We start from the raw sequence: 25,479 nt of genomic DNA on the forward strand, positions 1-25,479 counted from the left end.
GGCGGGTGACCCGACACCGCGGGTCACCGGCCTTCCGGAACTCAGTTCAGGACTGCTTGCCGCCCTCGTCGGAGGGGGGCTCGCCCTTCTCGTCCTTCTCCGCTCGCTCGGCCTTCTCCGTGCGCTCCAGCTCGGCGATCGGATCGAGGTCGTCGAGCGACCCCGCCTCACCCACCCGGTCCGCGAAGTCGATCGGCTCGTCCAGGTCCTCCGCCGTCGGCATCAGGTCCGGGTGGGACCACAGGCCGTCGCGCTTCTCCAGGCCGTGCCGGTCGCCCACCAGCTTCCACAGGTTCGAGGCGTCGCGCATCCGGCGGGGACGCAGCTCCAGGCCCACCAGCGTCGCGAACGTCTGCTCCGCCGGGCCGCCCGTGGCCCGGCGGCGGCGCAGCGTCTCGCGCAGCGCGTCCGCTCCCGGCAGGCGGTCGCCGACCGCTTCGGCCACCGTGACGTCCACCCAGCCCTCGACCAGCGCCAGGAGCGTCTCGAGGCGACGCAGCGCCACCTTCTGTTCCTCCGTCGTCTGGGGCTCCAGCAGCCCCGACGACATCGCCTCTTCGATGCTGGCCGGGTTCGACGGGTCGATGCGGCCCGCCAAGGACTCCAGGGCCGACGTGTCCACCGAAATCCCGTGGGCGAACTCCTCGACCGTCGCCAGCAGGCGCTGCCGCAACCACGGCACGTGCGTGAACAGGCGCTGGTGCGCTGCCTCGCGGGCGGCCAGGAACACCAGGATCTCGCTGTTCGGCAGCTCGAGCCCCTCGGCGAACTTCTCGATGTTCGCCGGCAGCAGCGCCGACGTGCCGGCCGGGGCCAGCGGGAGACCGATCTCCGTCGACGTCAGCATCTCCGACGCCAGCTGGGCCAGCGCGTTGCCGAGCTGGGAGCCGAAGGCCATCCCGCCCATCTGCCCCATCATCTGGAGCAGCGGGCCCGCGGCCTGCTTGGCCTCCTCCGGCAGCGCCTGCATCCAGGCACCGGAGATCTGCCGGGCCACCGGGTCGCACAGCCGCTGCCACGTCGGGAGCGTCTTCTCCACCCAGGACCGCGGCGACCAGGCGACCGTCGACGTCGCGCCGGCCGGGAACACCGTGGCCGCGTCGAGCCACAGCTCGGCCAGGTGGGCCGCGTCGCGGACCGCCGCGTTCGCGTCGTCGCCGCCGCGGAAGCCGAGCTTGCTCTCGCCGGTGTTGCCGGCGCTGCCCAGCGTCTGCAGGGCGATCTGCTTGGCGAGGTCGTAGTTCACCGGCCCGCTGGAGCTGCCGGCCTGGCTGAGCATCTGGCCCAGCTGGCTCAGCATCTGCCCGAGCTGGTTGAAGGCCTCGGCGCCGGAGGGCTCCGGAGGCTCGTTCTCACCTCGTTTGTCGGGATCGGAAGGTCCGAAGCCGAACGGGGGTTTGCTCATGCGTCCACCGTACGCGGGTCGGGGCCCGTCGAGCGCGTCAACCGGACCCATGTGCGTGGCCTTCACCGGGAAGCGAACGCGGTCACCGTACGCTGTCGGTCGTGACCAAGTCCTCCGAGGAGACCGCCCCCGCGAAGAGCGCCCCGGAACTCGCCGCGGAGCCGGCCGGCGAGGCCCGCCGGATGACCCGCCGTGGCTGGACGCTCGTGGTCAGCGGCTCGCTGTTCCTGATCTTCGTGGTGCTCGGCTCGGTCGTGCCGGTGCCGTTCGTGGCGATCAGCCCCGGCCCGACCTACGACACGCTCGGTCGCGACGCCGCCGGCAACCCCGTCATCCAGGTCACCGGGCACGAGACCCACCCGACCACCGGCGAGCTGCGGATGACGACCGTCTCCCTGCACGACGGCGTCACCCTCTTCCAGGGCCTCGGCTTCTGGGCGAGCGGCCGCTACGCGCTCGCCCCGCGCGAGGAGTACTTCAAGCCGGGCGAGACGAACGAGCAGGTCAAGCAGGAGAACATCCAGCAGCTGCAGGACTCGCAGACGAACGCCCAGGTCGCCGCCCTGCGCAAGCTCGGCAACCCGATCAAGGTGGTGGCGAAGCAGATCGTCTCCGGCAGCCCGGCCGACCACGTGCTCTCGCCCGGCGACAAGCTGATCACCGTCAACGGCAAGAAGATCGTCGAGGCCGCCGACGTGCGCGCCGCGCTCGCCGGCACCCTGCCCGGCCAGACCGTCCAGATCACCTTCCAGTCGGACGGCCAGCCCGAACGCACCGTGCCGCTCACCCTCGCCGCGCGCCCCGACCGCAAGGAGGGCTTCATCGGCCTCACCGCGGCCGACCGCGCCGACGTGCCGTTCACCGTCAACATCTCCCTGCAGGACGTCGGCGGCCCGTCGGCCGGGCTGATGTTCACCCTCGCCATCATCGACCGGCTCAAGGGCGACGACATCGCGGGCGGGCGGCACATCGCCGGCACCGGCGAGATCACCGAGACCGGCGAGGTCGGCCCGATCGGGGGGATCTCGTTCAAGGTCATCGGCGCCCGCGAAGCAGGCGCCACCGACTTCCTGGTGCCCGCGCACAACTGTGCCGAGGCCAAGACCACCGCACCAGCCGGGCTCAACCTCATCAAGGTGTCCACACTGGACGACGCGCTCGCCCAGCTGGCCAACCTGAAGGCGGGCCGCCCGACGGCTTCCTGCTAGGGCAGCAGCGTGGCCTTCAGCGCTTCCACCAGGTTCGGTGCCAGGTCGGGGCTTTCCACGATCTCGTCCATCGTCTCGTCGGTGCCGGCCCCGCGCAGCCGCATGACGCAGGCGCCCTCGCCGTCGCGCACGACGGCCGCCACCAGACGGGCCTCCGTGCGCTGCGGGTGGTCGGCGGCCGCGCGGCGGAGGCTCTCGGCGTCCGCCTCGGCGACGTCCGGCAGCTCCGACTCCGAGCCCGGCGGCAGCACGATGATCTCCTGGGCCAGCGCGCACCCGATGACGAGGTCGGGCCAGGCGATCCGGCCCAGCGCCTCGGCGAGGTCGCCCTCGGGCAGCGCTTCCTGGGCCACCGGCGTCAGCGGGTTCGCCCGGTCCAGCTGCCCGGCCAGCTCCGGCTGCTCGTCGAGCAGCGCCGCCGTCGGCACCAGCGCGAACAGCTGCGGAGGCTGGTCCCAGCCGCCCGCCGCCATGAACTCCTCGATCTCACGGGCGAGCGCGGCCACGCCGGCCTGTCGCGCTTCGTTCGCTGCCATGCGCACATCGTGTCAGGTCGGCCGGGGCGCAGCCGCCGCGAGTCCGGTTTGGGCGGGTCCCGGGAACTTCACCGGGCATCCGTAGAGTTAGGGAATCAGGGGGCGCACGCGCCCCTGTTCAGGTATTGACGAAGACAGGAGCGTGTGCCGTGGCGACTCGGCCCCCGGTGAGCCTGCCAAAGCTGTCCCGGCGGAGCCGGATCCTCCTCATCATCGCCGCGGTGATCGTGCTGGCGTTGCTGCTCGGAGCCCGCCTCCTCGACACGTACGTCGACTGGCTGTGGTTCGGCGAAGTCGGCGCGCGGTCGGTGTTCACCACGCAGGTGGTGACCCGGATCATCCTGTTCTTCGCCGTCGGCCTGCTGGTCGGCGGCGCGCTGGCGGTCAGCCTGATGATCGCCTACCGCACCCGCCCGGTGTTCGTGCCGATCTCCGGCGCCGACGACCCGCTGGCGCGCTACCGCTCGGCGATCGTCGCCCGGATCCGCCTCTTCGGCATCGGCATCCCGGTGCTCACCGGCCTCATCGCCGGCCTCTCCGCGCAGGGCGACTGGCAGGTCGTGCAGCTGTTCCTCAACGGCACCTCGTTCGGCCAGACCGACCCCGAGTTCGGCAAGGACGTCGGCTTCTACGCCTTCGACCTGCCGTTCTACAACTGGCTCCTCGGCTGGCTGTTCATCACCGTCGTCATCTCCTTCTTCGGCGCGCTGATCTCGCACTACGTCTTCGGCGGCATCCGGCTGGCCGGCAAGGGCGGCCAGCTCGCCGGCCCGACCCGCGCGCAGCTCGCCATCACCGTCGGCCTCTTCGTGCTCCTGAAGGCCGTCGAGTACTTCTTCGACCGGTACAACCTGCTGCTGTCCGACCGCGGTGCCCCGCTGTTCATCGGCGCCACCTACACCGACCTCAACGCGGTGCTGCCGGCCAAGCTGATCCTGCTGTGCATCTCGGTGATCTGCGCGATCGCGTTCTTCGCCGGCGCCTTCCTGCGCAACCTGCAGCTCCCGGCCATCTCGCTCGTGCTGCTGATCCTGTCCGGCATCCTCGTCGGCGTCGCCTGGCCCGCCATCCTCGACCAGTTCTCGGTGAAGCCGAACGCCAACGAGAAGGAAGCGGCGTCCATCCAGCGCAACATGGACGCCACCCGCCGCGCCTACGGCCTCACCGACGTCCAGTACCAGCCCTACACGGGCAAGTCGGACGCCACCCCGGACCAGATCAAGAGCGACACCGGGACGATGTCGAACATCCGGCTGCTCGACCCGAACATCCTCTCCGACACCTTCACCCAGCGCGTCGGCCGCGAGAACTTCTACGGCTTCCCGGCCAAGCTGGACATCGACCGCTACACCGTCGGCGGCGTGACGCAGGACTACATCGTCGCGGCCAAGGAGATCAAGACCGAGGGCCTGACCGGCAACCAGACCAGCTGGATCAACAAGCACCTCGTCTACACCCACGGCAACGGCTTCGTCGTCGCGCCCGCCAACACCATCGACCGCGCGGTCAAGGACGCCAACTCCGACGGCGGCTACCCGATCGCCACGACCAGTGACACGCAGAACCCGGCGGGGGCCGGCGCACCCGCGCCCGGCCAGCCCGGCATCGAGGTCAAGGAACCCCGCATCTACTACGGCGAGCTGTCCGCGGCGCAATCCGACTACGCCATCGTCGGCGGCACGTCCGGCAACGCGCCCGGCGAGTACGACACCGCCACCGACCGCTACACCTACAAGGGCACCGGCGGCGTCCCCATCGACAACTTGTTCAACCGCCTCGCCTTCGCCGCCGAGTACGGCGAACGGAACATCCTGTTCTCCGACGCCATCGGCGACAACTCCAAGATCATGTACAACCGCGACCCGCGCGACCGCGTCAGCAAGGTCGCGCCGTGGCTGACCCTCGACGGCGACCCGTACCCGGCGGTCGTCGACGGCAAGATCCAGTGGATCATCGACGGCTACACCACGCTCAACAACTTCCCGTACGCCCAGCAGACCCAGCTCGGCGCGGCCACCAACGACTCCCTCACCGGCGTCGCCCGGCAGGCCAACAGCTCCATCAACTACATCCGCAACTCGGTCAAAGCCACCGTCGACGCCTTCAACGGCACCGTCACGCTGTACTCGATCGACGACAAGGAACCGGTCCTCAACGCCTGGGAGAAGGTCTTCCCCGGGCTCGTGAAGCCCAGCTCCGAGATCTCCCCGGACCTGCGCGCCCACTTCCGCTACCCCGAGGACCTCTTCAAGATCCAGCGTGAGCTGCTGTCGCGCTACCACGTCAGCAACCCGCAGGAGTTCTACTCGCAGCAGGCCTTCTGGAGCGTCCCGCAGGACCCGACCGCCGAAGGCGGCTCCAACCCGGCCGCGGCCGGCGCGGCCAACCAGCCCGGCTACTACGTCCTCGCCGACACCCCCGGCCAGACCAAGCCGACGTTCCAGCTGACCAGCTCCCTGACCGGTCTCCAACGCCAATACCTCGCGTCCTGGATGTCGGTGTCCTCCGACCCAGCCGACTACGGCAAGATCCGCGTCCTCCAGCTACCCAGCGCGGCCACCGGAGCCACCCAGGTCGACGGCCCGGTCCAAGTCCAGAACCGCTTCCAGAGCGACTCCCGCGTCGCCCAGGACCGCACCCTGTTCAACAACCCCAACGTCACCCCCATCTACGGCAACCTGATCACGCTCCCGGTCGCCGACGGCTTCCTCTACGTCGAACCCGTCTACATCCGGCAACGCAACCAGAACAGCTACCCGCAGCTGGCCCGCGTCCTCGTCTCCTACGGACCCAAGGTCGGCTACGGCGCCACCCTCCAGGAAGCCCTCGACCAGGTCTTCGGCGCCGGCACCGGCGAAGCCACCACCACGCCACCCCAAGCCGGCCAGCCGACGACCAACCCCCCGACATCCACGAACCCGACCACCACCCCGCCCCCCGGCAGCGGCGGCGGCAACGCGGCCCTCGACCGGGCAGTCGCCGACATCCAGTCGGCCCTCGCCAAGCTCAAAGCCGCCCAGCAATCCGGCAACTTCACCGACCAAGGCGCCGCACTGGCCGCCCTCGACGCCGCCGCCAAGGCCTACGAAGCAGCCAAGACCGCGGCACCCGGCACCAGTACGGCACCACCCAGCACCCAGCCCGGAGGGTGACGTCGGTAACCGAAGCGGCACCTGCTTTGCACCCGCCCGAAAGGCAGGCGTAAGGTAGGTGCCACGACGCGGGGTGGAGCAGCTCGGTAGCTCGCTGGGCTCATAACCCAGAGGTCGCAGGTTCAAATCCTGTCCCCGCTACAGAGGTAGGAGGCGTGTGCTCGCGGAAATCGCGAGCCACGCCTCTTTTCGCATTGCTTCTGGGGGTCGGACCCCCAGACCCCCGCCAGGGGGGCTTCGCCGCCCCTGGACCCCCCTGCGGTGGGCTGGGTTGGGTGGCTGGGTGGGTGGGTGGGTGGGTGGGTGTTCGGTGCCGGGGTTTTGTTGCCGCTCTTTTGTTTGCTGTGTGGGGCCGGGGCTTCTGTGGCTACGACTACCTCTGTTTGTGGCTGGGGGGCTGGGGTTTTTGGTCGTTGGGGCCAGGTTCCTTTGTGGAATGGGTTGGCTGCGTTCGGGAGTGTCTGTCCGCGACTGTCGCGAACGAGGCCGGGGGCTTCGCTGTTCGGGTCTTCGAGTGCCTGTTTGCTCGTGCATTCGCTCGCGCACCGCTCCGCGGTTCGGGGGTGGGGCTGTCGTGGTCCTCAGTGGAGCGGCTTGGGGGCTGGGGGTGTGTTGTTGCTGGTCAAGGGGGTTTTGGGACCCCCCTGTAATGGGCTTGGGGGGTCCGTGTAATCTATTCGAGTACCACAACGGCGCGGGGTGGAGCAGCTCGGTAGCTCGCTGGGCTCATAACCCAGAGGTCGCAGGTTCAAATCCTGTCCCCGCTACCACCAAGAGGCGCGTTCTCGGGAAATCCGGGAACGCGCCTCTTTTTTCATGTTGGGGCGGCTTTTGCTGCTGAACCTTCCGTCCGGACTGCGGAAAGCTGCGGATCCCACGATGTGGACGTCCGGTTTGGGTGGTTGCGGTGCGTGTCCGCGGTGCGCCAAGCCGGGGAGTGCCGGCCGCCGAACTCACCTGCCTGGAGGCTCCGGGGCGGCCCGCGTGCGTCTGGTTGGACCAAAATTTCCTGGGAGCGGTTGCAGAGCGTATTCAGGTCCACAGTGGACCTGGTCGCATTGGGCCGAACGAGGGGATCTCACTAGCCACAATGGACAGATACGCTGACCACTGTGGACACAGCGGCCGATAAGTGGGAATCTAGGAGGCGTGTCCGAATTGAATGCAACAGCCGCCGCCCTGCTCGGTCTGCTCCACGACGGTCCCGCCACCGGCGGGCAGCTCGTCGCCGGAGCCGGAGAGCGGTTCGGTGCCTTCTTCAGCGTCACCCGCAGCCAGGTGTACCGGGAGCTCCCGGCGCTGTCCAAGGAAGGCCTCGTCCGGCTCGGCAAGCAGGGCCCGCGCTCCAGCCAGCAGTACCTGATCACCGCCGCCGGCAAGAAGGCCTTCAAGGCCTGGCTGACCTCCGAAGCCGGCCCCGACCACCTGCGCAGCCCGCTCATCCTGCGGCTCGTGCACGCCGGCTCGCTGACGGCGAAGCAGCGCCAGACGCTGCTCGACTCCGCCCGGGCCAGCTACAGCCAGCAGCTCGACGACGCCAAGGCGGCCACCAAGGCGGCCGAGGGGCCGTACGAGAAGGCCGTCGCCGAGTTCGCCCAGGCGCAGGCCAAGGCCGCGCTGAAGCTGCTCGACGCCATCCCCGCGGCCTGAGGTTCGCGCGCCCGCGACCGGTCCCCGCAACCGGTCGCGGGTTTTGCCGTAACCTTGACAAACGTGAGTGATGAGTTCGACGCGGCACTGAAGGACCTGGCCGGCAAGCTGACGCAGATCGAGTCGGTGATGGACCTGGATGCGCTGCGTGCCCAGGTGGCCGACCTGGAGCAACAGGCCTCGAGCCCGACGCTCTGGGACGACCCGGAGGCGGCGCAGAAGGTCACCAGCCAGCTGTCCCACCGGCAGGGCGAGCTGCGCCGGGTCTCCGACCTGCGCCAGCGGCTCGACGACCTGGGCGTGCTCTACGAGCTCGCCGAGGCCGAGGGCGACTCCGGCAGCATGGGCGAGGCCGAGACCGAGCTCGCCGACCTCGGCAAGGCCATCGACGGCCTCGAGGTCCGCACCCTGCTCTCCGGCGAGTACGACGACCGCAACGCCGTCGTCACCATCCGCTCCGAGGCCGGCGGCGTCGACGCCGCCGACTTCGCCGAGATGCTCCTGCGCATGTACCTGCGCTGGGCGGAGCGCCACGGCTACCCGACCGACGTCTACGACATCTCCTACGCCGAAGAGGCGGGCATCAAGTCGGCGACGTTCAAGGTCAGCGCCCCCTACGTCTACGGCACCCTCTCCGTCGAGCAGGGCACCCACCGGCTCGTCCGGATCTCGCCGTTCGACAACCAGAGCCGCCGCCAGACGTCGTTCGCGCACGTCGAGGTGCTGCCCGAGGTCGAAGAGGTCGACCACGTCGACATCCCGGAAAAGGACATCCGGGTCGACGTCTACCGCTCGTCGGGCCCCGGTGGACAGAGCGTGAACACGACCGACTCCGCGGTGCGCATCACGCACCTCCCGACGAACATCGTCGTCTCCTGCCAGAACGAGAAGTCGCAGCTGCAGAACAAGGCGGCCGCGATGAAGGTCCTCCAGGCCCGGCTGCTGCAGCGGAAAAAGGAGGAAGAGCGCAAGGAGATGGACGCGCTCAAGGACGGCGGCTCCAGCTGGGGCAACCAGATGCGCTCCTACGTGCTGCACCCGTACCAGATGGTGAAGGACCTGCGGACCGAGTTCGAGGTCGGCAACCCCACCGCGGTGCTCGACGGCGACATCGACGGCTTCCTCGACGCCGGCATCCGCTGGCGCAAGCAGACCGCCTGATCGGCGCAGGGGGTGTTTGCGCGACCGCTCACCGTACGCAAACACCCGCTGCTCCACCCGGGTGGCCCGGGCAACCGGGGCTTCACGAGACCGGTGGGTAGTATGCCGAATCGTGATCCGGCTCGAAGAGGTTTCCAAGGTCTACAAGACCTCGACGCGGCCCGCGCTCGAGCGGGTGTCCGTCGACATCGAAAAGGGTGAGTTCGTCTTCCTCATCGGTCCCTCGGGATCGGGGAAGTCGACCTTCCTCCGGCTGCTGCTGCGCGAAGAGACGCCCAGCAAGGGCCGTGTGATGGTGTCCAACTTCGACGTCGCCAAGCTGGCCCGCCGCCGGGTCCCCCGCCTGCGGCAGACCATCGGCTGCGTCTTCCAGGACTTCCGCCTCCTGGCGAACAAGACCGTCGCGGAGAACGTGGCGTTCGCCCTCGAGGTCATCGGCAAGCCCGGCCCGACCATCAAGAAGGTCGTCCCCGAGGTGCTGGAACTCGTCGGCCTCGACGGCAAGGCCGACCGGCTCCCCAACGAGCTCTCCGGTGGTGAGCAGCAGCGCGTCGCGATCGCGCGCGCGTTCGTGAACCGCCCGCTGGTGCTGCTCGCCGACGAACCGACCGGGAACCTGGACCCCGACACCAGCCAGGACATCATGCTGCTGCTGGAGCGGATCAACCGCACCGGCACGACCGTCCTGATGGCCACCCACGATCACTCCATCGTGGACTCCATGCGGCGCCGAGTCGTCGAGCTGCAGCTCGGCCGGGTGATCCGCGACGACGCCCGCGGCGTCTACGGCATCGGTCGCTGACCACGCATCCCGTACCGACGCCGCCCCGCCAAGCCGCCCCCGAACCCAAGGACCTGCACCCGCCATGCGCGCCAGTTTCGTCTTCAGTGAGGTAGTCACCGGCCTGCGCCGGAACGTCACGATGACCATCGCGATGATGCTGACCACGGCCGTGTCGCTCGCCATGCTCGGCGGCGGCCTCCTCGCCGTGCGCACCATCGACAAGATGAAGTCCAACTTCCTCGCCGACGTCGAGGTTTCGGTCTACCTCACCGACGACATCAGCGCGAACGACAAGAACTGCACGCAGGCGCTGTGCCAGTCGCTGCGGAGCTCGCTGCAGAGCAACAACGGCGTCGAGTCGGTCGTGTTCGAGAACCGCGACCAGGCCTTCGACCGCTTCAAGAAGATCTTCGAGAGCCAGCCGGAGCTGATCGCGCTCACCGGCCCCGAATCGCTGCCCGCGTCGCTGCACGTGAAGCTGAAGGACCCGGACCGCAGCGACGCGATCGTGCAGGAGTACGCGAACAAGCCGGGCGTGCGGAAGGTCGACGACCAGAAGAAGTTCCTCGACCGCGTCTTCAACGCCTTCAACGGCGTCCGCAACATGGCCTTCGGCGCCGCGCTCATCATGGCCATCGCCGCGCTGCTGCTGATCGCCAACACGATCCAGGTGTCCGCGTTCACCCGGCGCACCGAGGTCGGCATCATGCGGCTGGTCGGCGCGACGCGGTGGTACACACAGCTGCCGTTCCTCCTGGAGGCGGTGGTCGCCGGCGTGGTCGGCGCGGTCCTCGGGATCCTCATGCTGGTGCTCACCAAGGTCAGCTTCCTCGACTCGGTGTTCACCGGCGACGTCTTCCCGAAGATCACCACGCTGGAGCTGCTGTTCCCGGTCGCGCCGATCCTGCTCGGGGTGTCCGTGCTGATCTCCGCCATCACCGGGTACGTCACGCTGCGGCTGTACGTCCGGCACTAGTTTTAACCAGCTGCTCGTCGCTCCGAGAATCACGTAGAGTGGTCGTATGCCCAAGGAACGTGGCCAGAAGGTGATCGTGTCGAACCGCAAGGCGCGGCACGATTACTCCATCCTCGACACCTACGAGTGCGGTCTCGTGCTCGTCGGCACCGAGGTCAAGAGCCTGCGCGAGGGCAAGGCGTCGCTGGCGGACGCGTTCGCGACGGTCGACGACGGCGAAGTGTGGCTGCGCAACGTGCACATCCCGGAGTACACGCAGGGCACGTGGACCAACCACATGCCGCGGCGCACCCGGAAGCTGCTGCTGCACCGGCGCGAGATCGAGAAGCTCATCGGCAAGACCAAGGAGAGCGGGCTCTCCCTGGTGCCGCTGTCGATGTACTTCAAGGACGGCAAGGTCAAGGTCGAGATCGCGCTGGCCCAGGGCAAGAAGGCCTACGACAAGCGGCAGACGCTCGCCAAGCGCGACGCGGAGCGGGACATCAGGAAGGCCATGGGCCGCGCGCTCAAGGGCCGGTTCACGGAGTGACGCCCGGCCCGGCCGCCGATGCCGACGTCGCCGGCTGGACGGCGTCGCTGGGGCTGCCGGGCCTGGTCGACCTGCACGTCCACTTCCTGCCGAAGCCGGTGCTGGACAAGGTCTGGGCGTACTTCGACCGGGCCTCGACGCACTACGGCACCGAGTGGCCGGTGTTCTACCGGACGTCCGAAGAGGAGCGCCTGCGGACGCTGCGTTCGCTCGGTGTCACGCGCTTCGCGCCACTGGTCTACCCGCACAAGCCGGGGATGGCGCAGTGGCTGACCGACTGGGCACTCGAGTTCGCTTCGCGGGTCCCGGACGCGGTGCCGACCGGGACGTTCTACCCCGAACCCGGCGCCGGGTCCGCTGTGGACGGTGCGCTGCGGGCCGGCGCCCGGGTGTTCAAGGCGCACGTGCAGGTGGGTGCCTACGACCCGCGTGACGACCGGCTGAAGCCGGTGTGGGGTGCGCTGGCCGACGCCGGTGTCCCGGTCGTCGTCCACTGTGGACACGGGCCGTTGCGGGGCGACTTCACCGGGTTGGCGGTCTTCGGCGAAGTCCTGGCGCGGCACCCGAAGCTGACGGCGGTGCTCGCGCACGCGGCGATGCCGGAGTTCGGGGCGGCGTTCGACCTCCTGGCCAAGTACCCGCGGGTGCACCTGGACACCACGATGGTCGGCGTGCCCTTCGCCGAGGCGATGTCGCCGCTGCCGCCGGACTGGACAGCGCGGCTGGCCGCATACGCCGACCGCGTCGTGCTCGGCACGGACTTCCCGAACATCCCGTACCCGTACGCGACGCAGCTGCAGGCGATCGCCGGCTGGGCCGCGGCCGACGATCGCCTGGGGGAGCCGTTCCTGCGGGCGGTCCTGCACGACACGCCGTCGCGCCTCCTCAGCGCTTGAGCGCAGCTCGTTCGCTGACGGCGACCGCCCGGCCGAGCAGGTCGGACACCGGGATCTGCCTGCCCGCCAGGAGGAACCCGGCCGTCGCCAGCAGCACCCATGGCACCGGGCCATGGGCGATGCCGTCCGAGAGCGGGGCGAACCCGTGCGCCGCCAGGCCGAGCAGGCCACCCGACACCATGAGCCCGGCCACGACCAGCTGCGGCGTCCGGACGGTGAGTGCGCCGGTGTCGCGCTGCATCTCGAAGTGGGCGAACAGCCGCAGCAGCCCCAGCAGCACCAGCCCGCACGCCGCGAACCACCCGGGTGCCATGACCAGCCAGAACACCGTGCCCGGCGCCGGCGTCCGGTAACCGAGCCCGTAGACGGTCACGCCCGCGACGACGATCAGCGCCGGCATGTGCCAGAGGTAGACGCTCATGAACCGGGCGCCGAGCCAGCCGAGGGCGTCGCCGACGCCGGGGCGCGCCGCGAGCGCGTTGAGCTGCGGGCGGAAGGCGAGCAGCAGGCCGATCTGGCCGACGGCGAGGAAGGCGAGCAGCACGGTCGGCGGGCTCATGTTCGACACCGGCGCGCCGGGCATGCCGATCATGCTGGCCGGGTACGGTCCGAACGCGACCATCAGCGCGGTGACGCCGAACCCGGCGGCGGACAGCGTCAGCGCGCCGCGGCGGCTCAGCGAGCCGAGGCGGCCTTCGACGTAGTGGAAGCCGAGCTGGTGCACCGCGACCCAGACGAAGATCGCGTTGGCGTAACCGATGTAGCCGAAGTCGTTGAAGCGGGCGACGTCGACGAGGATGCCCGCCGCGCCCATGGCGAGCGGCACTTTCAGGCCCCAGCGCCGGTGCGCGGCGGCCATGAGCGGCGTGAGCAGCACGACGAGCACGTACACGGCGAGGAACCACAGCAGCTGCGCGGCGATCGCGCTGCCGACCTGCACCGGCTGCGGCGGGACGCCCAGGCCGCGCAGGAAGTCCGGCACGATCAGCCAGACCGCCAGCAGCGGCAGCACCGGCACCATCAGGCGCTTGATGCGCCCGGCGAGCCACTGCCGCGGGGACGCCGCGCGGCGGAACGAGATCAGGTTCGCCGCGCCGCCGGCGAAGAAGACCAAGGGCATCACTTGGCTGAGCCACGTGACGACCCACCAGCCCGGCGTCGCGAGGGCGTTGCCGGTGGCGAGGTGCCCGTCGGAGTAGGAGAGCACCGGCATGGTCCAGTGCTGGGCGATGACGGCGAGGATGGCCCCCGCCCGGACGACGTCGAGAAACCTGTCCCGGCTCGTGTGCATGCTGATCAGCTTGGCCGCTTCGACCTGGGGAAACAGCGGTGCTGACCGGCCTCTTCGAGGTGCTGTTGACCCCCGGTGGAGACGGGGGTTTCCCCTACCTCAGGCCGTCCGGCTCGGGTTCCGGCTCGTGCTGCGTGGCGGCGAGCCGGTACTCCCAGCCGTGCTCGGTGAGGCCGAGCTCGTAACGGGTCTCGATCTTCGGGCCGCCGTGGAGGTGGATGTGCCGGATGACGGTGCCGGGCACCGGTTCGGCGTCCCCGAGCTCCTGGACGCGGCCGTCGAGCGGGCCGCCGAAGAAACGGACGCAGCGAGTCTCGTCGGACATCTGCGCGCTCCTCTCGACGACAGTTCCGCTCATGGTAGGTGAGCGCTCACACCGGTGCCGCCCGCGGAACGGGTGACTCGTTGTCCACCCTACGGGACTTCCGGTCACGCGCTGTTCCTCAGCGGCCCAGGTACGTCAACACCGCACGCACGCGGCGGTGTTCCTCCGCGCTGGCTTCGAGCCCGAGCTTCGAGAAGATGTTGCCGATGTGCTTCTCCACCGCGCCGTGCGAAACGACCAGGGAGTTCGCGATCGCCGTGTTCGACAGGCCCTGCGCCATCAGCCCCAGGACCTCGGACTCGCGGGCGGTCAGCGCGTCGAGCGGGTTGCGGCGGCCGCGGGCCATCAGCTGGGCGATGACGTCCGGGTCGATCGCCGTGCCGCCGTTCGCCACGCGGCGGACCGCGTCCAGGAAGTCCGCGACGTCCGCCACGCGCTCCTTCAGCAGGTAGCCGACGCCGCCCGCGCCGCCCGAGAGCAGCTCGACCGCGTACGACTCCTCGACGTACTGCGACAGCACCAGCACCGGCAGGCCCGGGATCTCCTTGCGCGCCGCCAGCGCCGCGCGCAGACCCTCGTCGGTGAACGTCGGTGGCATGCGGACGTCGACGATCGCCAGGTCAGGACGGTGTTCCTTGACCGCGCCGAGGAGGTCGTCCCCGTTGTCGACGGCCGCGGCCGTCTCGATGCCCTCGTCGGCGAGCAGGCGGGTCACCCCGGCCCGCAGCAGCACGGCGTCCTCGGCGATGACTACCCGCATCCGGCCCCCAAGCTCGTGGATGAACGGGGTCCAGCCTATTCACCACTGGCAGGGGAGGTCAGCCCGGATCACGGTCGGCCCGCCCACCGGGCTGACCACGGTGATGACGCCGTCGATCGTCGCGGCGCGGTCGGCCAGGCCGGCCAGCCCGCCGCCGGGGCGCACTTCCGCGCCGCCGTGGCCGTTGTCGGTGATCTCGACGACGACGTGGTCGTCGGTCCGCCACACCTTCACCCCGGCTTCGGTCGCTCCGGAGTGCTTGGCGATGTTCGTCAGCGTCTCGCCGACGATGAAGTACGCCGTCGTCTCCACCGCGGCCGGCGGGCGCGGGTCGACCGCCACCGAGACGTCCACCGGGATCGGCGACTTCGCCGCCTGCGCCGACAGCGCCGCGTCCAGCCCCCGGTCGCCGAGGACGGCCGGGTAGATGCCGCGCGCCAGGTCGCGCAGCTCCGACACGGCGAGCTTCGCGTCCGTGTGCGCCTCGTCGATCAGCTCCCGCACCGCCTGCGGGTCGTGGTCGAACTTCGACTTCGCGCGCCCCAGGCTCATCGCGACGGCCACCAGCCGCTGCTGCGCGCCGTCGTGCAGGTCACGCTCGATGCGGCGGCGTTCGGCTTCGGCCGCGTCGACACCGCGGGCCCGCGACGCCTGCAGCCGCTGGGCCTTCTGCTCCAGCCGCTTCGTGCGGTTCGGCCCGAGCAGCGCCAGCGCCAGCTCGCCGTGCAGCCAGCCCAGCCACGGCGTCACCCAGATCGCCATCGGCAGCAGCACGATCGACGCCAGCGCGATCGCGAACTCCACGCACGCCAGCGGGAACGCCGCCATCAGGTACGCCAGGTCACGCCACGTCGTCGGGTCGCTCAGCCGGGTGACCCACCGCCGCACCGGCGTCTGCCCCACGAGCGAGCGGCGCTCCACCGGCGGCAGCGGCACGCTCAGCAGCTTGCCGGCCCAGCCCCGCTCGCGGTCGCCGGACCAGCGGACGAAGCTCGTCGTCGCCAGCAGGATCGGGAACCCGACCCAGACCACCGCCGTGGCGATGCCGACGGCCATGCCGACCACGACCAGCACGAACTGCACGAGCCGGAAGACGAAGCTGACGAGCATGTAGAGGATCGTGCGAGCCGGGTGCGGCCGCGGGTGTTCCAGCTGTTGCGCCTCGCTCATCCCGCCACCAGGTTCTTCTCTTCCACGTCGGCCCACCAGCGCTCCATCCGGCGGCGCTGCCCCACCGTCGGCCCGAGCAGCGCGTGCGCCAGCCGGGCGTGCGTCCCCGCCAGCGCCTTGGTCAGCGCCACCGACAACGCGATGCACAACACCCCCAGTGCCGCCCACGGTAGCGCTTCGAAGGTGGAGTCGACGGTCAGCCACGGCGCCTCCCAGTCCGGGAAGCGGTACTCGCCGCCGGGCAGCCACCGGAAGTAGACCGGCAGGAAGGCGAGCGCGAGGCTCGTCGCCCAGAACGTCGTCACGAGCACGAACTCGACCAGGCCCACCGGGAAGAGGAGGGCGAAGTAGGCGAGGTCCCGCCAGGTCGAGGGGTCCTTCAGCCGCCCCTTCCACCGCGCGGACTGCTTGCCGGCGGGCAGCGGCAGGTAGGGGAGGTCGATGTAGCGGTCCAGCAGCGCGTAGACCCGCGCCCGCTCCAGCCGGGCGGCTCCGCGCACACCGAGCACGACGACGGCGAGCAGGCCCACGCCGACCCACACCACGGCGGTCCCGACACCGGCCGAGACCAGGGCCGTGAGGAACCCGAACGCCAGGATCCCCAGCGGCAGGTTCATCAGCAAGAACACCACCGAACCACCGAACGGCGGATCCCGCCTCTCGCGCACCATGACGCACTCCTTTCGACGGCTACCAGCATCGCGGCCGGCCGAGGTGTGCGACATGGTGCGAGCGGGCATCCCGGCGGTAGGGCTGGCCCCACCCCACCCCGCCCGGACTAAAGCGGTGGCGCCGGGCGTTATGATGGCTACGACCCAACAAGGGGGTGAACGGTTTCGACTTTGGACGTTGATTCAGGAGAAGCGTGCCGGTGCAGGCGAGAGACCACCGTAAGCGTCATCGCAACCAAATAAGCGCCGACTCCAGTCAGCGCGAGTTCGCCCTCGCCGCCTGAGCGAGTGCGACTCTGTCGGCCCGGGTTCGCCTCCGGCCCGGGTACCGGCATCAGCTAGGAGGCTCAGCGACTGTCCCGGCCACGGGGAACAGTCGTGAAGCAAACAGTGGCTGGGCTCGTCACCTCGGCTTGTTCGCGTGACCGAGGGAGCCAAGCAGAGACGTAGCGGACTGCGCACGGAGAAGCCCTGTTGATACGCCAGAGGACCCGGGTTCAATTCCCGGCACCTCCACGGCACTTCGCGGAAAGGCCCACGCCCCTTCGGGGCTGGGCCTTTCCTTCGTTCTGTCGTGTCTTTGGGGGTCGGACCCCCAAGCCCCCGCCAGGGGGCTCCGTCCCCTGGACCCCCGGGGTGGTTGCGTTGGGTGGTGAGGTGGGTGTGGCGGGGGCCACTTGTGAGTGAAATTTTCGTTAGTGTCATGCTGGGGGTCCGACCATGGCTCCGCACCCGTGGGGCCGGAAGTAGGTGGCCAGATGACCTGGGCCCGACGCAGCGGCAGCTCTCTTGCCAACGATGAAGACAGCCGGATGGGTGTGATCCGGGCTGAAGAGGCCGTGCGACTCGGCGAACAAAACGATCGGGCCGTTCTCACCGTGGCCGGGCACTCCGCCGACTCGCGGGAATGTGCCGAACTGCTCGCCATGCTCGGGCTCGACGCCGGGCGTCGACGGCAACGGACCGCCTGAGCGCCTCACACCAGGTCCGCCACGTGGACCACCTTGTTCCGGCCCGTCGCCTTCGCGTGGTACAGCGCCGTGTCCGCCGCGTCCAGCAAACGCTGCAGTGACGTGCCCGCCATCGGGTAGACCGCTATTCCTATCGAGACCGACAGGCCCGTTATCGACAGCTGGCCCGCCGGGACCTTCAGCGCGCTGATCGCCCGCCTGATGCGCTCCGCCACCGCTCCGATGTCCGGCTGGGTGATGCCCGGCAGCAGCACCACGAACTCTTCGCCGCCGAAACGGCCCACCGCGTCACCCCGGCCGCGGACCGCCGAGATGATCGATTGGGCCACCGCCTTCAACACCGCGTCGCCCGCCAAGTGGCCGTACGTGTCGTTCACCTGCTTGAAGTGGTCCAGGTCCAGCATCAGCAAGCCGAACGTGCCGCGCTGGCGGGCCGTGGCCGCCAGGGTGCGCTCCGCCAGCGCGTGCCAGCCGCTCGTGTTGTACAGCCCCGTCTTCTCGTCGCGGTGGGCCGCCACCTCCAGCTGCTTCACCAGCACCGTCCGGTGCAACAGCAGCAACGGCGGGAACGCCAGCGCCACCAGGCCCGGCAACGTCGCCAGGGCCACCGCGTTCAACGCGCCCAGGCACAGCGTCGCCACCTCGAGGCCGTTGTCCGACCACGTGCCGAACAACGCCTCCGGTGTCCGGCCGACCTCGCGGCGGGCGGGGAGCACCAGCAGGGCGTTCACCGCGAAGAACGTCACCCCCGCCGCCGCGATGGCCAGCGTTCCGAGCCAGGCGTGCGTCATGGCCGCGCGGACGTCGGCGAAGCCCGAAACCCGCAGGACCGACTGGGCCGCGTAACACGACAGCACGATGATCGCCGCGTTGCTGACCGTGCGGGAGGCCGGGACGCGCTGCAGGCGGTACCAGCTGCGGATCGCCAGGTGTGCGTACAAACCCGCGACCAGGACCGCCAGCAGCAGCGGGGGCAGCAACAGGACGCCGGCGAACGTCCAGACCGACGTCATGTTGATGTGCGGTGTCCCCGACACGCGACGGCGGATGCGCTCCACGCGCCGGCCCGTCTCCGACTGCGCCACCCCGAGCACGAGCAGCACCGCCAGGATCGCCAGCGTCCTGCGGTCCACCGCGATCGGGGACGGGCGCAGCGTCAGCACCACCGCCACCACTTCGCTCGCCAGGCAGTAGACGATCACCCGCGGACCCTGGCGCCACAGCGCCCAGCGCCGCGGTGCCACGAGCACGTCACGAAAACGCGGCACAGTGCGCGGGACCCCGCCGCCGGTCCGCATACTCATGGTGTCCGGCCGGTAACGGAGCCGGTCCGGCTCGGCGTGGTGAAGGGAGGCGCACCATGTGCGGACGCGACAACTGAGGTCATCGATCCTCCACCCCCACCCGGCGCCACGCCCTCGCGATCGGCACGGCCACCGCGGCACCCGCCGCCCCGGCCGCCGCGATGGTGTGCGCCGGGCCCAGCACGTCGGCCAGCACGCCCGCCGCGGCCGCGCCGACTCCCTGCACCGTGATCAGGCCCGCCGAGTTGACCCCGGCGCACTGCGCGCGGTGCTCGTCCGGCACCCGCCGCATGAACGACACTGTTCCTTGGATATTGTATCCAGTCGCCAGTAGTCCGGATATTGCCAGCAGCACCACCGAGACGACCAGGCCCGGCTGGAAGACGAACAACACGAGCGGCAGGCCCGCCGCGATCCCGAGCAGCCCGAGCACCCGGACCTGGACGTGTTCCGGGATCCACTTGCCGAACACGACGCCGCCGAGGACGCTGCCCGCCGGGTCCGCCGCCATCAGCAGTCCCACCAGCGTCGCGCCCGCGCCGATGCCCGCCGCGTACGGCGCGGCCAGCGCTTCGGGGACGACGTAGAAGCCGGCCAGCCAGTTGAGCGCCACCAGCGTCCGCAGCGCCGGGTCGCGCCAGACCAGCCGGAGGCCCGCGCCCGTCGTGGCCGGCCAGCCCGGCCGGACCGCCTGCGCGATCGCCGCCCGCCGCCGGACGCCGGCGACCAGGAACACCGCCGAGAGCAGGAACGTCGCCGCGTCCAGGGCCAGCGCGGCGGACGGTGCGAGCGCGGCGATCAGCACCCCGCCGCCGGCGAACCCGGCCAGCTGCGCGCCCTGGATCGTCACGTTCCGCAGGGCCATCCCGACCAGATACCGCTCGCCTTCGAGGACCGACGGCAGCAGCGCCTGCTGTGCCGCCTTGAACGGCCCGCCGAGCGCCGTCATCACCGCGACCAGCACGCACAGCACCCACAGCGGGACGCCGGGGATCGCGATGACGGCGACCAGCGCGGCCCGGGCCAGGTCGGTCGCGACCATCACGTCGCGGCGCGGCCACCGGTCGCCCGCGCCGGCCAGCAGGATGCCGCCGAGCAGGGAGGGCACGTACGTCAGCGCGTAGGTGAGGCCGGTCAGCGCGGCCGAGGACGTGCGCTGGAAGACGAGGACCGCGAGCGCGACCCGGGCGAGCTGGTCGCCGCAGATCGACAGCAGCTCGGCGGCCCACATCGCCCGGAACTCGGCGACGGCGAGCACCGCGCCGAAACCGACCTTCTCCACGCGTGCGTCATCCATCGGTGCCCCTCGAAACCGCGGCTCCAGCCACGGTAATCACCGACCGGAGTGGAATCGAGCCGTTCGGTGACAGTTGCCCCGTTCGCACCAGCCCCGGCCCCCGGACGGCCCGCGACGGCCGTCAGGCGGGATGGCCGCCGATCCGGGTGGTCAGCTCGGCCGCCGTCGCCGCGACGTCCGCGGCGAGGTCCGGCCACGTCTCCGGGCAGGGCTCGGCCGCGCAGTGGTGGCGCAGGGTCACGCTGATCGCCGCCAGCGGGCGGGCGCCGTGGTCGAAGACCGGGCAGGCCACCGAGGCGAACCCCGCGGTGACGTGGCCGTCCTCGACCGACCAGCCGAGCCGGCGTTCCGCGGTCAGGGTGCGGCGCAGCTCGGCCAGCGTGCGCGGGCCGCGGCCGGTGCGGAGCACGAACGCCGCCGCCGAGGGGAACAGCGCGCGGACGTGCGGGGCGGGCAGGTGCCGCAGGATCGCCCGGCCGGACGCGGTCAGCTGCGCCGGGAGCCGGACGCCGACCTCCGTCACCAGCGTCTCCGGCCGGGCCGGGCGTTCCTTGATCAGGTACAGCGACTCGTTGCCGTGCAGGACGCCCAGGTGGGCGGTGTGCCCGACGCGGTCGACGAGCTTGCGCAGCAACGGCCCGGCCAGCCGCTCGAGCGGGTCGTGGCGCAGGTAGGCCGAGCCCAGCTCGAACGCCGCGATGCCCAGGCCGTAACGGCGTTCCGCGGGCAGGTGGACGACGAAACCGGCGGCCTCCAGTTCGCCGAGCAGGTGGTACGTGGTCGAGCGGGGGAGGTTCGCCTCGCGCGCGATCGCCGCCGCGGTGACCGGGCCGGGCCGGGTCGCCAGCAGGCGCAGCACCGCCAGCCCGCGGCGCAGCGCCGGGACGTCGCTGCTGTCGCCCATGGCCCGAGCCTAGCGTCTGGGATCCCAGACAAAACCACTCCGTGGGGCATGCCACCAGCGGTTCCGAAGGGGTGCAATGGGCCCATGCCGGAAAAAGTGCTCCTGGGCCCGGAACCCCTGACCGCCGCCCAGGTCGTCGACGTCGTCCGCGGCCACGCGCCCGTCGGGCTCACGGACGCGGCCGAGAAGAACCTCGCCGCGACCCGCCAGCACATCGAGAACCTCGCGCACGCCGTCACGCCGACCTACGGCGTCTCGACCGGCTTCGGCGCGCTCGCCACCCGTCACATCCCGGTCGAGAGCCGGACCGCGCTGCAGCGCAGCCTGATCCGCTCGCACGCCGCCGGCGCCGGGCCCGCCGTCGAGGCCGAGGTCGTCCGCGCGCTGATGCTGCTGCGGCTGCGCACCCTCGCCAGCGGCTACACCGGCGTCCGGCCGGGCACCGCGCAAACGCTTGCGGCCCTGCTCAACGCCGACATCACCCCGATCGTCCACGAGTACGGCTCGCTCGGCTGCTCCGGCGACCTGGCGCCGCTCGCCGCCGTCGCGCTCGCGCTCATGGGCGAAGGCGAAGTGACGTACCGCGGCGAGATCGTCGAAGCAGGCGAAGCGCTGAAGCACGCCGGGATCGAGCCGGTCGTCCTCGCCGAGAAGGAGGGCCTCGCGCTCACCAACGGCACCGACGGCATGCTCGGCATGCTCCTGCTCGCCGCCGCCGACCTGCACCGGCTCTTCGACGTCGCCGACCTCACCGCCGCGATGAGCGTCGAGGCCCTGCTCGGCACCGACCGCGCGTTCGCCGCGGACCTCCAGGCCCTGCGCCCGCACCCCGGCCAGGCGAAGTCCGCGGCCCGGATGTGGCAGGCGCTGCAGGGCTCGAAGATCGTCGAGAGCCACCGCGGCCCGGACTGCAACCGCGTCCAGGACGCCTACTCGCTGCGCTGCGCCCCGCAGGTCCACGGCGCCGCGCGCGACAGCCTCGCGCACGCCGAGCTCGTCGGCGAGCGCGAGCTGATGTCCGCTGTGGACAACCCGGTCGTGCTGGCCGACGGCCGTGTCGAGTCCACCGGCAACTTCCACGGCGCGCCCGTCGCGTACGTGCTGGACTTCCTGGCCATCCCGATCGCCGACGTCGCCAGCATCGCCGAGCGCCGCACGGACCGGATGCTCGACAAGGCGCGCTCGCACGGCCTGCCGCCGTTCCTCGCCGACGACCCCGGCGTCGACTCCGGCCACATGATCGCCCAGTACACCCAGGCCGCCGTGGTCAGCGAGCTGAAGCGGCTCGCCGTGCCGGCGTCGGTCGACTCGATCCCGAGCAGCGCCATGCAGGAGGACCACGTCTCCATGGGCTGGTCGGCCGCGCGGAAGCTGCGCAAGGCCGTCGACGGCCTGACGACCGTCCTCGCCGTCGAGCTGCTGACGGCGGCCCGGGCGCTTGACTTCCGCGCGCCGCTGGAGCCGTCGCCGGTCACCGGCCGCGTCCGGGATCTGCTGCGCACCAAGGTGAACGGCCCCGGTCCCGACCGCCACCTGGCGCCGGAGATCGCGGCCGCCGAAGAACTCGTCCGCTCCGGCGCCGTCCTCGACGCCGCCCGTCTGGAGGTCTGAGAATGTCCCGCGTCGTCCGTGCCGCCCGCGGCACCCAGCTCACCGCCAAGTCGTGGCAGACCGAAGCCGCGCTGCGGATGTTCCACAACAACCTCGACCCCGACGTCGCCGAGCGGCCCGACGACCTGGTCGTCTACGGCGGCACCGGCAAGGCCGCCCGCAACTGGGCGAGCTTCGACGCCATCACCCGCGAGCTGACCACTTTGGACGTCGACGAGACGCTGCTGGTGCAGTCGGGCAAGCCGGTCGGCGTGTTCCGCACACACGAGTGGGCGCCGCGCGTGCTGATCGCGAACTCGAACCTGGTCGGCGACTGGGCGACCTGGCCCGAGTTCCGCCGCCTCGAGCAGCAGGGCCTGACCATGTACGGCCAGATGACCGCGGGCTCGTGGATCTACATCGGCACCCAGGGCATCCTCCAGGGCACCTACGAGACGTTCGCCGCCGTGGCGAAGAAGAAGTTCGGCGGCTCGCTGAAGGGGACGCTCACCGTCACCGCCGGACTCGGCGGCATGGGTGGCGCGCAGCCGCTGGCCGTGACCATGAACGACGGCGTCGCGCTGGTCGTCGAGTGCGACCCGCAGCGCGCGCACCGCCGCGTCGAGACCCGCTACCTCGACGAGGTGGCCGACGACCTCGACGGCGCGATCGCCCGCGTCACCAAGGCGAAGAAGGAAGGCAAAGCGCTGTCGGTCGGCGTCGTCGGCAACGCCGCCGAGGTGCTGCCGGAGCTGCTGCGGCGGGGCGTCGAGGTCGACATCGTCACCGACCAGACGTCCGCGCACGACCCGCTTTCCTACCTGCCCAAGGGTGTCAGCGTCGACGACTGGCACGACTACGCGGCCAAGAAGCCCGACGAGTTCACCGACCGCTCGCGCGAGTCGATGGCCGAGCACGTCGAGGCCATGCTCGGGTTCCTGGACCGCGGCGCCGAGGTCTTCGACTACGGCAACTCCCTGCGCGGCGAGGCCAAGCTCGGCGGCTGCGAGCGCGCGTTCGACTTCCCCGGCTTCGTGCCCGCCTACATCCGCCCGCTGTTCTGCGAGGGCAACGGCCCGTTCCGCTGGGCCGCGCTCTCCGGCGACCCCGAGGACATCGCGGCCACCGACCGCGCGATGCTCGAACTGTTCCCGGAGAACGAATCCCTCGCCCGCTGGATCCGGCTGGCCGGCGAGCGCGTGGCGTTCCAGGGCCTGCCGGCGCGGATCTGCTGGCTCGGCTACGGCGAACGGCACCTGGCCGGCCTGCGGTTCAACGAGATGGTGGCCAGCGGCGAGCTGAAGGCGCCGGTCGTCATCGGCCGCGACCACCTCGACTCCGGCAGCGTCGCCTCGCCGTACCGCGAGACCGAGGGCATGGCCGACGGCTCCGACGCGATCGCCGACTGGCCGCTGCTCAACGCCCTGGTCAACACGTCCTCGGGCGCCAGCTGGGTGTCGATCCACCACGGCGGCGGCGTCGGCATGGGCCGGTCCATCCACGCGGGCCAGGTCAGCGTGGCCGACGGGACGCTCCTGGCCGCGCAGAAGCTGGAGCGGGTGCTCACCAACGACCCGGGCATGGGCGTCATCCGGCACGTCGACGCCGGCTACGACCGCGCGGCCGAGGTCGCCGGCGAGCGCGGCGTGCGCGTCCCGATGCGGGAGGGTGCGTGACCGCCTCCGGGCTCCTCGGCGAGATCGACGGCGTCGGGCGCGACCGGAAGCGCGGCGGCTACTCGCGCCACGCCTTCGACGCGCCCGAGCAGGACCTGCGGGCGTGGTTCGGCGAGCGCGCGCTGGGGCTCGGGCTCGACGTCGACACCGACCACAACGGCAACATCTGGGCCTGGTGGGGGCCGCCGGGACCGGACGCCGTCGTCACCGGCAGCCACCTCGACTCGGTCCCCGGCGGCGGGGCGTTCGACGGCCCGCTCGGCGTCGCGAGCGCACTGGCCGCGGTGGAAGCGTTGCAGGCGCGCGGGTTCCGGCCTACGAAGCCGTTCGCGGTCGTCGTGTTCGCCGAGGAGGAGGGCGGCCGGTTCGGCGTCCCGTGCCTCGGCTCGCGGCTGCTCACCGGCACGATCGACGCCGACAAGGCCCGCGGCCTGCGGGACGCCGACGGCGTGACGTTCGCCGAAGCGGCCGCGAAGTCCGGGTTCGACCCGGACCGGGTAGGGGCGGATCCGGCGCGGCTCGGGCTGATCGGGAAGTTCGTCGAGCTGCACGTCGAGCAGGGCCGCGGGCTGATCGACCTCGGCTCGCCGGTGGCCGTCGGAAGCACGGTGATCGCCCACGGACGATGGCGGTTTTCCTTCGCGGGGCAGGGAAACCACGCCGGGGCGACGCTGCTGGCCGACCGCGCCGACCCGATGCTCCCCGCGGCCGCGACGGTCACCGCCGTCCGGCGCCTGGCGGCGGGCGTCCCGGACGCGCGGGCGACCGTCGGCCGCCTGGTGCCGACACCGGGCGGCACCAACGTCATCGCGTCCACTGTGGACCTCTGGCTCGACGCGCGGGTGCCCGGAACCGCGACCCCGGAGCTGGTCTCCGAGATCGTACTGGCCGCCGAGGCCGCCGCGGCGGAGGAGGGCTGCCGGGTCACGGTGACCCGGGAGTCCTATTCGGACGACGTCGTGTTCGACGACGCCCTGCGCCGCGACCTCGGCGGATGGCTCGGCGCGCCGCCGGAGCTGCCCACCGGCGCCGGGCACGACGCGGCCGTGCTCGCCGGGTTCGTGCCGTCCGGGATGCTCTACGTGCGCAACCCGACGGGCATCAGCCACTCGCCGGAGGAGTTCGCCGAGGCCGGCGACGTCGAAGCCGGTGCCGCGGCGCTGGCCACGGTGCTGGAGCGGCTGGCGCGATGACCCTCGGCTCGCGGGGGCGCCCCCCGGTTC

The 25,479-nt window shown here is 71.0% G+C and carries 22 protein-coding genes, 2 tRNA genes and 1 other RNA gene; 15 read left to right on the forward strand and 10 right to left on the reverse strand.

Annotated elements, in window-relative coordinates; all coding sequences use genetic code 11:
* Positions 1-46: 46 nt before the first annotated feature.
* Positions 47-1,405: a zinc-dependent metalloprotease gene (locus I4Q55_RS25470; protein ID WP_206791108.1), complete on the reverse strand. Its 1,359-nt coding sequence runs from the start codon at positions 1,403-1,405 to the stop codon at positions 47-49.
* A 182-nt stretch (positions 1,406-1,587) separates the two neighbouring features.
* Here I4Q55_RS25470 and I4Q55_RS25475 point away from each other — a divergent pair, with 182 nt between their 5' ends.
* Positions 1,588-2,613 (forward strand): PDZ domain-containing protein, encoded by a 1,026-nt coding sequence (locus I4Q55_RS25475; protein ID WP_206791346.1) that lies wholly within the window; start codon positions 1,588-1,590, stop codon positions 2,611-2,613.
* On the opposite strand, the gene I4Q55_RS25480 is transcribed toward I4Q55_RS25475, so the two are convergent.
* On the reverse strand, positions 2,610-3,149 hold the full coding sequence (locus tag I4Q55_RS25480; RefSeq protein WP_206791110.1) for a PPA1309 family protein: 540 nt from the start codon (positions 3,147-3,149) through the stop codon (positions 2,610-2,612). The genes I4Q55_RS25475 and I4Q55_RS25480 overlap by 4 nt on opposite strands.
* A gap of 149 nt (positions 3,150-3,298) precedes the next feature.
* Between I4Q55_RS25480 and I4Q55_RS25485 the strand changes: the two genes are divergently transcribed.
* The 9 genes from I4Q55_RS25485 (at position 3,299) to I4Q55_RS25525 (ending at position 12,297) form a co-directional block, all read left to right on the forward strand.
* Positions 3,299-6,301, forward strand: coding sequence for a UPF0182 family protein (locus tag I4Q55_RS25485; RefSeq protein WP_307793300.1), 3,003 nt, complete (start codon positions 3,299-3,301; stop codon positions 6,299-6,301).
* Between the two features lie 67 nt (positions 6,302-6,368).
* A tRNA-Met gene (locus tag I4Q55_RS25490) sits at positions 6,369-6,442 on the forward strand.
* Positions 6,443-6,994: 552 nt separating this feature from the next.
* Positions 6,995-7,071, forward strand: a tRNA-Met gene (locus I4Q55_RS25495).
* A 379-nt stretch (positions 7,072-7,450) separates the two neighbouring features.
* Complete coding sequence (locus I4Q55_RS25500) at positions 7,451-7,951, forward strand: PadR family transcriptional regulator (protein ID WP_206791111.1); 501 nt, start codon at positions 7,451-7,453, stop codon at positions 7,949-7,951.
* 63 nt (positions 7,952-8,014) lie between these two features.
* Positions 8,015-9,112 (forward strand): peptide chain release factor 2, encoded by a 1,098-nt coding sequence (prfB, locus tag I4Q55_RS25505; RefSeq protein ID WP_206791112.1) that lies wholly within the window; start codon positions 8,015-8,017, stop codon positions 9,110-9,112.
* 112 nt (positions 9,113-9,224) lie between these two features.
* Positions 9,225-9,914, forward strand: a complete 690-nt coding sequence (ftsE, locus tag I4Q55_RS25510) for a cell division ATP-binding protein FtsE (protein WP_003082104.1) — start codon at positions 9,225-9,227, stop codon at positions 9,912-9,914.
* Positions 9,915-9,978: 64 nt separating this feature from the next.
* A complete protein-coding gene (ftsX, locus tag I4Q55_RS25515) occupies positions 9,979-10,872 on the forward strand; it encodes a permease-like cell division protein FtsX (protein ID WP_206791113.1) in 894 nt (297 codons plus the stop codon).
* A gap of 46 nt (positions 10,873-10,918) precedes the next feature.
* Positions 10,919-11,401, forward strand: a complete 483-nt coding sequence (smpB, locus tag I4Q55_RS25520) for an SsrA-binding protein SmpB (protein ID WP_043776590.1) — start codon at positions 10,919-10,921, stop codon at positions 11,399-11,401.
* Positions 11,398-12,297, forward strand: coding sequence for an amidohydrolase family protein (locus I4Q55_RS25525; RefSeq protein ID WP_206791114.1), 900 nt, complete (start codon positions 11,398-11,400; stop codon positions 12,295-12,297). Before smpB ends, I4Q55_RS25525 begins: the two co-directional genes overlap by 4 nt.
* Here the strand turns inward: I4Q55_RS25525 and I4Q55_RS25530 are convergent.
* The 5 genes from I4Q55_RS25530 to I4Q55_RS25550 all read right to left on the reverse strand — a co-directional run bounded on the left by I4Q55_RS25530 (position 12,287) and on the right by I4Q55_RS25550 (position 16,514).
* A complete protein-coding gene (locus I4Q55_RS25530) occupies positions 12,287-13,588 on the reverse strand; it encodes an acyltransferase (RefSeq protein ID WP_206791115.1) in 1,302 nt (433 codons plus the stop codon). The two genes, I4Q55_RS25525 and I4Q55_RS25530, sit on opposite strands and share 11 nt — an antisense overlap.
* A gap of 94 nt (positions 13,589-13,682) precedes the next feature.
* Entirely contained in the window at positions 13,683-13,913 is a 231-nt protein-coding gene (locus I4Q55_RS25535; RefSeq protein WP_091304206.1) for a hypothetical protein, read from the reverse strand.
* A 118-nt stretch (positions 13,914-14,031) separates the two neighbouring features.
* A complete protein-coding gene (locus tag I4Q55_RS25540; protein ID WP_086864789.1) occupies positions 14,032-14,673 on the reverse strand; it encodes a response regulator transcription factor in 642 nt (213 codons plus the stop codon).
* A gap of 39 nt (positions 14,674-14,712) precedes the next feature.
* The gene (locus I4Q55_RS25545) at positions 14,713-15,843 is read right to left on the reverse strand and encodes a sensor histidine kinase (protein WP_206791116.1); all 1,131 of its coding nucleotides are present in this window, start codon (positions 15,841-15,843) and stop codon (positions 14,713-14,715) included.
* Entirely contained in the window at positions 15,840-16,514 is a 675-nt protein-coding gene (locus I4Q55_RS25550) for a sensor domain-containing protein (RefSeq protein ID WP_206791117.1), read from the reverse strand. The genes I4Q55_RS25545 and I4Q55_RS25550 overlap by 4 nt, the downstream gene beginning before the upstream one ends.
* 151 nt (positions 16,515-16,665) lie before the next feature.
* On the opposite strand from I4Q55_RS25550, the gene ssrA reads away from it, so the two are divergent.
* Positions 16,666-17,033, forward strand: a transfer-messenger RNA (tmRNA) gene (gene ssrA, locus I4Q55_RS25555).
* A 239-nt stretch (positions 17,034-17,272) separates the two neighbouring features.
* On the forward strand, positions 17,273-17,485 hold the full coding sequence (locus I4Q55_RS25560; protein ID WP_206791378.1) for a hypothetical protein: 213 nt from the start codon (positions 17,273-17,275) through the stop codon (positions 17,483-17,485).
* A gap of 5 nt (positions 17,486-17,490) precedes the next feature.
* Here the strand turns inward: I4Q55_RS25560 and I4Q55_RS25565 are convergent, their stop codons facing one another.
* From I4Q55_RS25565 to I4Q55_RS25575, 3 genes are all read right to left on the reverse strand, one after another.
* Positions 17,491-18,729, reverse strand: coding sequence for a GGDEF domain-containing protein (locus tag I4Q55_RS25565; protein ID WP_206791348.1), 1,239 nt, complete (start codon positions 18,727-18,729; stop codon positions 17,491-17,493).
* Between the two features lie 139 nt (positions 18,730-18,868).
* Complete coding sequence (locus tag I4Q55_RS25570) at positions 18,869-20,086, reverse strand: MFS transporter (protein WP_206791119.1); 1,218 nt, start codon at positions 20,084-20,086, stop codon at positions 18,869-18,871.
* 121 nt (positions 20,087-20,207) lie between these two features.
* Positions 20,208-20,990, reverse strand: coding sequence for an IclR family transcriptional regulator (locus I4Q55_RS25575; protein WP_206791120.1), 783 nt, complete (start codon positions 20,988-20,990; stop codon positions 20,208-20,210).
* Between the two features lie 84 nt (positions 20,991-21,074).
* On the opposite strand from I4Q55_RS25575, the gene hutH reads away from it, so the two are divergent.
* The 3 genes from hutH to I4Q55_RS25590 are packed head-to-tail and all read left to right on the forward strand — an operon-like array spanning position 21,075 to position 25,449.
* Positions 21,075-22,601 carry a histidine ammonia-lyase gene (hutH, locus tag I4Q55_RS25580; protein ID WP_206791121.1) on the forward strand — a complete coding sequence of 509 codons (1,527 nt, stop codon included), beginning with the start codon at positions 21,075-21,077 and terminating at the stop codon, positions 22,599-22,601.
* 2 nt (positions 22,602-22,603) lie between these two features.
* Positions 22,604-24,256 carry a urocanate hydratase gene (hutU, locus tag I4Q55_RS25585; RefSeq protein WP_206791122.1) on the forward strand — a complete coding sequence of 551 codons (1,653 nt, stop codon included), beginning with the start codon at positions 22,604-22,606 and terminating at the stop codon, positions 24,254-24,256.
* Positions 24,253-25,449: an allantoate amidohydrolase gene (locus tag I4Q55_RS25590; protein WP_206791123.1), complete on the forward strand. Its 1,197-nt coding sequence runs from the start codon at positions 24,253-24,255 to the stop codon at positions 25,447-25,449. The genes hutU and I4Q55_RS25590 overlap by 4 nt, the downstream gene beginning before the upstream one ends.
* The last annotated feature ends 30 nt before the right edge of the window (positions 25,450-25,479 follow it).

Source organism: Amycolatopsis sp. MtRt-6 (assembly GCF_017308975.1).
Taxonomy (GTDB): Bacteria; Actinomycetota; Actinomycetes; order Mycobacteriales; family Pseudonocardiaceae; genus Amycolatopsis.